The 11176-nt window shown below is 31.8% G+C and carries 10 protein-coding genes; 6 read left to right on the top strand and 4 right to left on the bottom strand.

The window, feature by feature from the left end; all coding sequences use genetic code 11:
- A partial coding sequence (locus BT156_RS21360; protein WP_170857358.1) for a transposase family protein occupies positions 1 to 213 on the bottom strand: 213 nt, incomplete at its 3' end.
- A 181-nt stretch (positions 214 to 394) separates the two neighbouring features.
- On the opposite strand from BT156_RS21360, the gene BT156_RS21355 reads away from it, so the two are divergent.
- The 4 genes from BT156_RS21355 (at position 395) to BT156_RS21340 (ending at position 5738) form a co-directional block, all read left to right on the top strand.
- Positions 395 to 2590, top strand: a complete 2196-nt coding sequence (locus BT156_RS21355; protein WP_072412944.1) for an ATP-dependent nuclease — start codon at positions 395 to 397, stop codon at positions 2588 to 2590.
- The gene (locus BT156_RS21985) at positions 2572 to 3120 is read left to right on the top strand and encodes a UvrD-helicase domain-containing protein (protein ID WP_072412943.1); all 549 of its coding nucleotides are present in this window, start codon (positions 2572 to 2574) and stop codon (positions 3118 to 3120) included. Before BT156_RS21355 ends, BT156_RS21985 begins: the two co-directional genes overlap by 19 nt.
- A 72-nt stretch (positions 3121 to 3192) precedes the next feature.
- Positions 3193 to 4683 carry a 3'-5' exonuclease gene (locus tag BT156_RS21345; RefSeq protein ID WP_072412942.1) on the top strand — a complete coding sequence of 497 codons (1491 nt, stop codon included), beginning with the start codon at positions 3193 to 3195 and terminating at the stop codon, positions 4681 to 4683.
- Complete coding sequence (locus tag BT156_RS21340) at positions 4680 to 5738, top strand: nucleotidyltransferase domain-containing protein (RefSeq protein WP_072412941.1); 1059 nt, start codon at positions 4680 to 4682, stop codon at positions 5736 to 5738. Before BT156_RS21345 ends, BT156_RS21340 begins: the two co-directional genes overlap by 4 nt.
- A 114-nt stretch (positions 5739 to 5852) precedes the next feature.
- Here BT156_RS21340 and BT156_RS21335 read toward each other — a convergent pair whose 3' ends face one another.
- Both BT156_RS21335 and BT156_RS21330 read right to left on the bottom strand, forming a co-directional pair.
- Positions 5853 to 6206: a hypothetical protein gene (locus BT156_RS21335; RefSeq protein WP_072412940.1), complete on the bottom strand. Its 354-nt coding sequence runs from the start codon at positions 6204 to 6206 to the stop codon at positions 5853 to 5855.
- 107 nt (positions 6207 to 6313) lie between these two features.
- Positions 6314 to 8575 (bottom strand): polyribonucleotide nucleotidyltransferase, encoded by a 2262-nt coding sequence (locus tag BT156_RS21330; protein ID WP_072412939.1) that lies wholly within the window; start codon positions 8573 to 8575, stop codon positions 6314 to 6316.
- Positions 8576 to 9025: 450 nt separating this feature from the next.
- On the opposite strand from BT156_RS21330, the gene BT156_RS21325 reads away from it, so the two are divergent.
- Together BT156_RS21325 and BT156_RS21320 are read left to right on the top strand one after the other, a co-directional pair.
- Positions 9026 to 10450, top strand: a complete 1425-nt coding sequence (locus BT156_RS21325) for a sugar MFS transporter (RefSeq protein ID WP_072412938.1) — start codon at positions 9026 to 9028, stop codon at positions 10448 to 10450.
- Between the two features lie 107 nt (positions 10451 to 10557).
- Complete coding sequence (locus BT156_RS21320; protein ID WP_072412937.1) at positions 10558 to 10929, top strand: DUF4260 domain-containing protein; 372 nt, start codon at positions 10558 to 10560, stop codon at positions 10927 to 10929.
- On the opposite strand, the gene BT156_RS21315 is transcribed toward BT156_RS21320, so the two are convergent.
- The coding region (locus BT156_RS21315; RefSeq protein WP_072411985.1) for a transposase at positions 10870 to 11176 on the bottom strand (307 nt) is incomplete at its 5' end. The two genes, BT156_RS21320 and BT156_RS21315, sit on opposite strands and share 60 nt — an antisense overlap.

Here is an 11176-nt window from a genome sequence, read left to right as displayed (position 1 = left end):
GTGCGATGGAACACCATTTTTCAAGTCTAAATATTTAGCGAAAAACTCTTTCCTTGAGTTTCCAAAATCCTCCACTTCCTCCCAATCTTGGGCGTTACAAATCACTGCCAAAATGGTGATGAAAACAATGTTTTCGACGGGATGTAATTTTTTTCTATTCAATCTAAAATCTTTAATACTTTTAGCAAAAGTAAGTAATTTGTTTTTATTCATAAACATCTGATTATCAGATAAATATACGAAATAAAATTCATTTACACAAGTGTAATGTATTGATTTTTAGATAATTGCAAAATTAATTTTATCTAATTATTTTAATGCGTTTAGTCTGTTGTTGGGAAATTTACTCAATAAAATTTAAAGATTATTAATATATTAGAAAAAAATAACCACCATGAAAATAGAGTCTATTTATATAAACAATTTTAGACTGCTCAAAGATTTTAAATTAGATTTAGAAGATTCTCTGTCATTAGTTTTAGGTAAAAACAATACAGGAAAAACTTCAATTTTAACATGTTTAGATAAGTTTATCAACTCTGATAAGAAAAAAATTACAGCAGAAGATTTCAACATTCTATATAAAGACGAATTAGAAAGATTAGTAGATGACAATAAGGAAGTGGGTGAAGAAACCTATCATCAAAACATATATGGAATAAGATTAAGACTTGTTATTGCTTATGATGAAAGTGATGATACATCTAACATTTCTGACTTAATGATGGACTTAGAGCCTAAACATAATAAAATTGTTTTAGGATATGAATACTCACTGAATTATAGAAGCTACAAACAAATTAGACAAGATTATAAGCAGTTTAAGAGACTTGAAAATACAAAATTTATTAATTCAAGAATAAAAACTAGAACAACAGGTAATGATAAAAATTTCTATATCCGAAAAAGGTTTCATTATTTTTTAAAAAATTATTTAGAAAAATATTTTAAATTTTGTTGGAAAAGTATCGAATATGATTACACAAATTCTAAGATTATCGAAAATAATTTTAATGATTTAGAAACAAATAAAATTAAAAGCAATTTAAATAACATTCTAAATTTTAAATACATAAGTGCAAAAAGAAACGTAGCCAATAAAGAAAACGAAAAAACTCTTTCAACTCAAACTTCTGAAATTTATGAGAGAAGTGAAAAAAATAATGAAGATGAAGAAAAAATACAAAACTTTAAAGCCATAATTGAAGATACAGATGTTGTTTTAGATAATGTTTATAAAGGTTTATTCAATGACATTACCGAAAAAGTTCGTCAATTTGGAGGAATAAAAAAAGATGAATCTGTAATAAAAGTTATATCATCATTACATCGTAGGGAATTACTTAAAGGCAATACAACTGTCATCTATAAGCATGATGATTCCGAATTTCCAGAACATTATAATGGTTTAGGATACATGAATCTCATCAGTATGATCTTTGAGATTGAAATTCTTCTTCACGAATTTCGAAAAGGGAAAGATGAAAAACCATCTGATATAAACTTACTTTTTATTGAAGAACCTGAGGCACATACCCATCCTCAAATGCAATATATATTTATTGAGAGAATTACTGATCTTCTTAAAAAAGGTTTTAAAATTGAAGGAGAAATACACCAACTTTTTCAATATGTTATAAGCACTCATTCATCACATATTGTTGCTAATTGTAATGAATTTAATGCAATTAAATATTTAATAAAAGAAAAATCCAATGATGTTCAAGCAAAAAATGTTAAGGATTTAGAGAAAGAATATACAGAAGCAGATGAAGAACAAAGCTATAGATTTTTAAAACAGTATTTAACCTTAAATAGAGCAGAACTTTTTTTTGCAGACAAAGCTATATTTATTGAAGGTGATACGGAACGAATACTATTACCTGCAATGATGAGGAAAACAGATATTGAAAATAATCTTGAAGAAAATGAACTTCCAATACTTTCTCAAAATATATCAATTATAGAAGTTGGTGCGCATTCTCATATTTTTGAACGATTTATTGATTTTATAGGAATTAAATCATTAATCATTACCGATTTAGACACATATTATTTAGAACCTTCTTTAGATAAAGATGGTAATCCTGAATTCTATAAAAATGGTAAACCTAAAATGAAAGAAGTAAAATGTCCTAGCAATGATACACAAGCAAAATATACTCGAAATAATGCATTAATGTTCTTTCACAGAAAAAATAATGACATTGAGTATTATAAATCTCTAAATTTAGCTTGGAAGACTGTTCGTAAAAATAGAAAAAAGGAATGGAATTCAAATAGAAAAGGGAAAATTATATTAATATTTCAAACAGAAGAAATGGGTTACCATGCAAGAAGTTTTGAAGATGGCTTTTTTCATATTAATTATGATTTTATTTTTCAAGAAGGTAATATTTTTACAACATTAACTGAATTATGGCTTGAAAAATTTAAAAATGATAAATGCTCATTCACATTATCTGAAAAAGGTGTTGAAAGCAAGCCATCATTAGCTATAGATATCTTATTAAATAGTAACGAGAATTATTCAAACTGGCAGATCCCTGCTTACATAAAAGAAGGATTATTATGGCTAAGGAAAGATTAAATTTAAAAAATCAACCAGAGGTTTTATCAATATTTAAACATATTGATAATGAAAATAATTTTCTATTAAGTGGTGGAGCAGGAAGCGGAAAAACATATTCCTTAGTATCTGTTATACAACAAGCAATTGAAGAAAATCCTACCACAAAAATTGCTTGTATGACATATACAAATGCAGCCGTAAGAGAGATTGAGGAAAGAGTAAATCATAAAAATTTAAAAGTATCGACAATCCACGATTTTCTTTGGGATTGTATTAAGAATTTTCAAAATGAGTTAAAAGCCTCAATAATTGAGCTGGCGAAGACTGGAAATAAAAACTTTATTATTGATAACCCAAACATTAGCCTATTTAATGGAGTCGAAATACAATACAAAGAATTTGTTAGATTACGGGAAGGTATCATTTCTCATGACGAGCTTTTGTCCCTTTCGGAATATATGTACTCTAGATATATAAGATTATGTGATATTACAAAAGATAAATTCAAATTTATATTTATTGATGAATATCAAGATACTAACGAGTAGGTTGTTAAAATTTTTTTAGATCATTTAAAAAAATCTAAAAAGAAATCAATAATAGGATTCTTTGGAGATGCGATGCAATCTATTTACGAAGACGGTATTGGAAATTTAAATTCATTTATCGGAAACACTGAAGATAAATTAAGAGAAGTAAAAAAAGAGCAAAATAGAAGAAATCCTGAAAAGATTTACAATTTAGCTAATAAATTGAGGACTGATGGAATTATACAAACTCATTCCACAGATAAATCAGCCCCCAATATGCTTGCTGATGGAAGTGTAAAAAAAGGAAGAATTCAATTTTTACATTCGAAAAATTATGATTTACATGATATAAGAGAATATCTAGAAGAAGAAGGATGGGATATTAAAAATTCAGAAAAAACAAAAGAATTAAATTTAACACACAATTTAATTGCATCTGAAGCTGGATTTAATAATTTGATGGAAATTTATGATAAAGACATCTTCATTAAACATTTGTCTAAAGTCAGAAAATATTTGAAATTGAGAAATATTGTTTTTGAAGATGATTTAACAGTTAATTTTGTCTTAACAAAAATAAGTGATGATGTAAGTAATGAAATTACATCACATTCTCTACCTTCATTTACGGTTTTAAAATATCTTGAAAGTTTGAAGACAAAATATTCTGGTTATTCAGAAGAAATTTCAAATTTAATAACAGATTTAAAGCCCATAACAGAAAATAAAATTGTTCCTGAAAAAATACATTTGGTGGAAGCTTTTAAAACTGCAAGTGGAATTAATGAGGTAGATTATATCTTCGAAATAAAGACTCTAAAAGATGTGGAAAAAAACTTAGATAAAACAAGTTATGATTCTGTAAAAGATAAATCTTTCAATAAATTTAGAAATCTATATATTGATAAAGATAGATTAATAGATGATAAAAAACAATCGGAAGATGAAGTAAGTAGAAAGGGTTCTAAAAGAGATAATTTAATCAAACATCTTTTTAAAATCCAAAATATACTTCAAAATTATAGTAAGAAAAATTTTCCCGAACTATTTAAAGTATTGAAGAAAAATAATATAATTATAGATAGTATTAAAAAGAAGCAAATCATCAAAGATAGTATAGAAAAGCTGTTAAATAATTCTAGTGTCACAATTGGAGATGCCATTGAAAAAGCAGATGAATTGAAGCTGGTTAAAAAGGATGATAAATTTGATAAATTTATAAATTTGAATGAATATATTTACAATAAAGTTAAAGAAATATCCTACCAAGAGTTTATTTGTTTATATAATTACTTAGAAGGACAAACTCCATTTTCAACACAACATAAAACGAAAGGAGCGGAATTTGAAAATGTTTTAGTTATTTTAGATAATGGAAATTGGCCTAATTACAATTTTGAGTACTTATTTACGAATAGAACAGATAAAATTGAAATTGTTGAAAGGACAAAGAAAATTTTCTATGTGTGCTGTACAAGAGCAAAAGAAAATCTTGCTATTTTTTATAGTAAACCTTCTCCAGAAGTTCTTCAAACTGCAGAAGATTGGTTTGATGAAATTATTGATTTAGATAAAATATGACCATCCAAACCCTACAAGATAAAAACCTCATCCTCCTCGAAACCATCTCCGGCAGCCGCTCTTTCGGGCTGGCAACAGAAAACTCGGACACAGACATTCGGGGAGTGTATTATCTACCGAAAGAACACTTTTTTGGTTTACATTATATTCCGCAAATTTCCAACGAAACGAATGATATTACGTATTATGAAATCGGGAGATTTGTAGAATTATTACAGAAAAACAATCCCAATATTCTGGAAGTTTTGGCAAGTCCGGAAGACTGTATTCAACATAAAAATCCGTTGATGGATTTATTGAAACCTGAAGATTTTCTTTCTAAATTATGTAAAGATACCTTCGCGGGTTATGCGATTTCGCAGATCAAAAAAGCAAAAGGACTCAATAAAAAAATCCTCAATCCAGTCGATAAAGAAAGAAAATCGATTCTTGATTTTTGTTATATTTTACAAAATCAGGGTTCAATTCCATTGAAAAAATGGCTTTCAGAAAACGGAAAAATTCAGGAACAATGCGGATTGGTGAGCATCGATAATACCAAAGGAATGTTTGCCCTGTTCTATGATGAATCGCGAAATTTAAACTATAAAGGAATTATCCAGAATGAAGAAGCCAATCAGGTTTCTGTATCATCTGTCCCAAAAGAGGAAAAATCTGTTGCCTATTTGTTTTGTAACCTCGATGCCTACTCTACTTACTGCAAAGATTACAGAGAATATTGGAAGTGGGTTTCCGAGCGAAATGAAGACCGTTACAACGTGAATCAAACTCACGGACAAAACTACGACAGCAAAAACATGATGCACACGATTCGTTTGTTGCAGTCTTGTGAGCAGATTTTCAAAACCGGTTCATTGAACATTCGTGTAGAAAATCGGGATGAATTATTAGATATAAAAGCAGGAAACTGGTCTTATGAAGCCGTTATGCAGAAAGCAGAAGATCTAATACGATCTATTGAGCATTATTACTCGATTTCCAGCCTTCCCGATGTGCCTGACTTGGAGAAAACGACAAAAATTTTAATTGAAATCAGAGAAAATTTGTATCGTTGAGATATTAATAAATTTACTATTTAATTGAGATTGCTTTACTTCGACAGGCTCAGCACAGGCTCGCTTTGCTCCTCGCAATGACAAAAAAACCACCGAAATTACGGTGGTTTTATATTATTTATTCTTCTTTAAAATATAATAGATTGAGCGATCTTTTTCGTCATTGGTCGTATAAGCAAACTGAAAAGCATATCCATTGGCAGACATAAAATTAAGCGCATCCATCATAGAATTAAACTTAATATTTCTTCCTTTTTCATCTTTGATACTCGTTCCGTTTTTAAAGGAAATGGATTTTGTTTCCTGTCCGAAATCAATTTCAACATTCACTTTTGTACTTAGAGAACGTCCGGTTCCGATGATTTGTACATAATCAACGTCAATATCTTTAAGCGGAACATCATTTACGGTTTGAGCGAATGCAAAAGTAGAGAAACTGATAAGAGATAAGATCAATAATTTTTTCATATGTTTTTTTATTTTTAAATATAAAATAAATTCTGCAAAGATTTGACTTTAATACAATAAAAAAATCCCTCAAATTAAGGGATTTAAATATATCTAAAGATTTGATATTAAGCTTCAGATGAAGGATTTTGATTTTCCTTTGGAGCCTGATCAGCCAGTCTTCTATCACCTTCTGGTCTGTCCTGTCTTTCTGGTCTTCTGTCACCTTGAGGTCTGTCTTGCCCTTCAGGTCTTGGTTTAGACTCAGGTCTTGCAGGTCTTGGCAACAAAACTTTTCTTGAAAGTTTCATTTTCTTACGGTCATCGTAACCCATGAACTTTACTTCCACTTCGTCACCTTCGTTGTAAGGTACTTTGTCAAGACGAGCCCACTCGATCTCAGAAATGTGAAGTAATCCTTCAGTTCCTTTTGCAATGGCTACAAAAGCTCCGAAATCCATTACTTTAACCACTTTTCCTTGATACACTTCACCTACTACAGGTACAAATGTAATCTCGTTGATTCTTGCGATTGCCGCATTGATTTTCTCTCTGCTTACACCAGAAATCTCGATTCTTCCGATTTCTCCTACTTCTTCAATAGCAATAACAGTATCTGTATCTTTTTGAAGCTGTTGAATGATTTTTCCACCAGGTCCGATAACAGCACCGATGAAATCTTTAGAGATCTCAAGCATAACCATTTTCGGAGCGTGAGGTTTCACGTCTTCTCTTGGTACTGCAATTGTTTCAGTGATTTTATCTAGAATATGCAATCTTCCGTCTTTAGCCTGTAAAAGCGCTTTCTCCATGATATCCATAGATAGTCCCTGGATTTTGATATCCATCTGACAAGCCGTAATACCGTCTGCAGTTCCTGTTACTTTAAAGTCCATATCTCCCAAGTGATCTTCATCACCTAAGATATCAGAAAGTACCGTGAATTTTCCGGTTTTAACGTCTGTTACTAATCCCATTGCAATCCCCGAAACCGGTTTTGAAATCTGAATACCAGCATCCATCAACGCTAAAGTTCCTGCACAAACAGTTGCCATAGAAGATGAACCGTTTGATTCTAAAATATCAGAAACGATACGGATTGTGTAAGGGTTTTCTTCAGGAATCATGTTTGCCAACGCTCTCTGAGCAAGGTTTCCATGTCCTACTTCTCTTCTTGAAGTTCCTCTTAAAGGTCTTGCTTCACCCGTTGAGAACGGCGGGAAGTTATAATGTAAGAAAAATCTTTCGTCATAGTTTACCATAACGCTGTCTACCATGTTCGCATCTTTAACTGAACCTAAAGTTACTGCTGTTAAAGACTGAGTTTCACCTCTTGTGAAGATTGCAGAACCGTGAGCTCCCGGTAAGTAATCAATTTCGCTCCAGATTGGACGAATTGTTTCAGGATCACGGCCATCAAGACGGATTTTATCATTCAAAATCATCTGACGCATCGCTTCTTTCTCTACATCGTGGTAATATACTTTTACAAATGGAGTTACTCTTTCCAATTCTTCAGTATTTTCAGCATATTGTGCTAAAAATTCTTCACGAACTGCTTTGAATTTTTCTCCTCTTTCATCCTTACCAGATGGAGTTTTTGCTACTTCATATACTTTATCGTATGTTTCTTTCCACACTTTTTCACGGATAGCTTCATCGTGATTTTCGTGGCTGTATTCTCTTTTTGGGAATGATTTTCCTACTTTTTCAGCTAATCTTTCCTGAGCTTCAACTTGTTTTTTGATTTCTACGTGAGCGAACTGGATTGCTTCAAGCATTTCCTGCTCAGAGATTTCTTTCATCTCTCCTTCTACCATTACAATAGAATCTTTAGTAGCTCCCACCATGATGTCAAGGTCAGCAATTTTAAGATCTTCAAATTTAGGGTTGATAGAAAGTTCACCGTTGATTCTTACTACTCTTACTTCAGACATAGGCCCGTTGAAAGGGATATCTGTAATAGCAATGGCTGCAGATGCTGCAAGACCTGCTAAATCGTCAGGAATTGACTCTCCGTCATAAGAAATTAATGAAATCATTACCTGAACTTCCGCATGGAAATCTTCAGGGAATAATGGTCTAAGAACTCTGTCTACCAAACGCATTGTCAGGATTTCCTGATCCGATGGTCTGGCTTCTCTTCTGAAAAAGTTTCCAGGAATTTTACCTCCTGCGTAGAATTTTTCTCTGTAATCTACCGTTAAGGGTAGAAAATCTACTCCGTCTTTTGCTTCTTTACTGGCTACAACAGTTGCTAAAAGCATTGTTCCGCCCATCTTTACGACTACAGAACCATCAGCCTGTTTTGCTAATTTTCCTGTTTCAATTGTAATTTCTCTGCCGTCTGCAAGAGTAATCGTTTCTGTAATTGCTTGAGGTATACTCATAAATTGTTTAGTGTTGCACTCCGTATTGAGCGCTTTAATTATTGATATTTCGTCTAAATTTTCGTTTGCAAAGATAACGTATAATAATGAGATAATTAAATTTTCAAATGAATAAATAATACCTCTTGTTTTAATGCTGTGATTAATAATTTAGCTTTAAAGCCAAAATTATTATAAGAAAATCTCGATTTATTGATCAACCTCAAAAAAATAAAAAAGAACTTAGTATGTGAGTATTTTGGTCTTAAAAATTCTGCGATCATTATATTATTGTCTCAAAATAAGAAATATTGTATTTAAAGGTAAAAAAGACCAAAAAAGTTGCCAGAAAAAAAAGTTGTTCCCCTATATTTGCCTGACTTTTAAATATGTGAAAAATTTAAAGAAATTTATCTTTGAAACCGACTAAATGAGTTTTATAAAAGCTCTTTTGTTTAAATATGTGTGTATATGAATAATAATGAAGTAAAATCGCAAAGCAGGAATTACACTATTCCGCTTATTACCATCACCCTTTTATTTTTTATGTGGGGATTCATCACTTGTATGAATGACATTTTGATTCCTTACCTGAAACAACTCTTCAAACTGACCTTCTTCGAATCAATGTTGGTACAGTTTTGTTTCTTTGGAGCTTATTTTATTGGCTCGTTAATCTATTTCTTCATCTCTATTACAAAAGGAGATCCCATCAACAAAGTAGGGTACAAAAAAGGAATTCTTTTCGGAATTTTCCTGGCAACTTTCGGATGTATCTTATTCTATCCGGCTGCTACTTTCTCTTACTATCCTTTATTCTTAGGAGCTTTGTTTATTCTAGGGTTAGGCTTTACGGTACTTCAGATTACTGCAAATGCATATGTCTCTTTATTAGGATCAGAAGAATCTGCATCAAGCCGATTGAATATGACACAGGCTTTCAATGCTTTAGGAACTACAATTGCTCCGGTTTTAGGAGGACATTTAATCTTTGAATTATTTTCAGCCGAAGACGGATCTTTCAGCGCGGTGGCAACAAGAATTCCTTATTTGATTTTCGCAGGTATACTTTTATTGGTTGCTTTATTGATCTCAAGAGTAAAATTACCATCATTCCAGACCAATGATGGTGAAGAAGTTGTAAAAGGTTGGGGAGCGTTGAAATTCAATCATTTGAAATTCGGGGTTTTTGCTATGTTTTGCTATGTTGGAGGTGAAGTTGCTGTTGGAAGCTTCATCATCAGTTTCCTTGAACAGCCACAAATTATGGGCTTTGATGAAGTGATCAGTAAAAATTACCTTTCTCTGTATTGGGGAGGTGCAATGATCGGGCGTTTTCTGGGAGCTATTTCTTTAAACCAATCGATAAGTCAGGGGAAAAAAGCCATTTATATGTTGGGAGCTGCTGCGTTGGTATTCTTAGTAATTTTCAGTATTGTGAATCTTACGTTTGCACAGATCAGTTTCTTCTTGGTATTTATTGTTCTTAATTTCATTGCATTCTTTATTGGTAAAGCTGCTCCGGCAAGAACACTTTCAATTTTTGCTGCGATCAACGTTATTTTACTAATATCTACTATGGTAAATCATGGCGAATTAGCAATGTACAGCGTTCTGGGAATCGGAATTTTCAATTCTATTATGTTCTCAAATATTTATACACTGGCTATTTCAGGATTAGGAAAATATACAAGTCAGGGATCATCTTTAGTTGTAATGGCCATTCTGGGAGGTGCTATCGTTCCTATTTTCCAGGGATACTTGGCAGATCAGTTTGGAGTTCAACATTCGTTTATTATTCCTGTGTTCTGTTATTTAATGATCTTAATTTTTGGAGCTTATTGTACAAAATATCTTGGTCATGTAGAAACTACAGAATCCAAATCCGGACATTAATTTTAATTAAAAATATAAATTACATGAGGCTCTTTTTAAGGGTCTCATTTTTTATTTAAAGTATTTTGTCGAGGTTTTTCGTCTAAAAAAAGAAACATTTATTATCTATGAAAACACAATTACAACTTGAATACATCGCACTTCTGATCTTGGGAGTATTTGCTTTTGCACACACCGGATTTTCCTGGTGGTGGTTCGCAGGATTATTCTTTGTACCCGATATTTCCATGTTGGGATATGCTGTTAATAATAAAGTGGGAGCATTTTGTTATAATCTCTTCCATCATTTTGGAATAGCCATCTTAGTTTATTTAGCAGGAACTTTTCTCGCGCTTCCCTATTTAAATATGATCGGCGCTATTTTATTTGCTCATTCAGCTTTTGACAGAGTTTTAGGGATCAATCTCAAAACTTGGGGACTAGGCAAAAAGTTTAGACAACCTGAAGAGGAAAAATGCTTTATCCCGCACGCCTCTTAATTGTACTCTGAAGTTTTTTATTTTAGCATTGAAAGACTCGGCGGAAGCATTCGTGCTTCTTCTTTCAAAATAATTGAGAATCTCATTGTAATGATTCATTATGGTTTTTCTGAGCACTGAGAAAGCTTTAAATCCTGATTCTTCCACCTCTTTAAACCAATGTGCCAATTTCAACAGTGCAACGGATTTTTGAATGTTTTGATTGTAAATTTTCCTCAGGCCATCAGATAAATTGTACGCTTTTTCT

This window comes from Chryseobacterium limigenitum, assembly GCF_900114875.1.
GTDB lineage: Bacteria > Bacteroidota > Bacteroidia > Flavobacteriales > Weeksellaceae > Chryseobacterium > Chryseobacterium limigenitum.
Note: the sequence above shows the minus strand (reverse complement) of the source record. Positions and strands in the feature narration are given on the sequence as shown.

What these genes read in the sequence shown, in the direction of transcription:
- BT156_RS21355 (WP_072412944.1), top strand. Translation starts at nt 395, where the DNA reads ATGAAAATAGAGTCTATTTATATAAACAATTTTAGACTGCTCAAAGAT.
- BT156_RS21985 (WP_072412943.1), top strand. Translation starts at nt 2,572, where the DNA reads ATGGCTAAGGAAAGATTAAATTTAAAAAATCAACCAGAGGTTTTATCA.
- BT156_RS21345 (WP_072412942.1), top strand. Translation starts at nt 3,193, where the DNA reads ATGCAATCTATTTACGAAGACGGTATTGGAAATTTAAATTCATTTATC.
- BT156_RS21340 (WP_072412941.1), top strand. Translation starts at nt 4,680, where the DNA reads ATGACCATCCAAACCCTACAAGATAAAAACCTCATCCTCCTCGAAACC.
- BT156_RS21335 (WP_072412940.1), bottom strand. Translation starts at nt 6,206, where the DNA reads ATGAAAAAATTATTGATCTTATCTCTTATCAGTTTCTCTACTTTTGCA.
- BT156_RS21330 (WP_072412939.1), bottom strand. Translation starts at nt 8,575, where the DNA reads ATGAGTATACCTCAAGCAATTACAGAAACGATTACTCTTGCAGACGGC.
- BT156_RS21325 (WP_072412938.1), top strand. Translation starts at nt 9,026, where the DNA reads ATGAATAATAATGAAGTAAAATCGCAAAGCAGGAATTACACTATTCCG.
- BT156_RS21320 (WP_072412937.1), top strand. Translation starts at nt 10,558, where the DNA reads ATGAAAACACAATTACAACTTGAATACATCGCACTTCTGATCTTGGGA.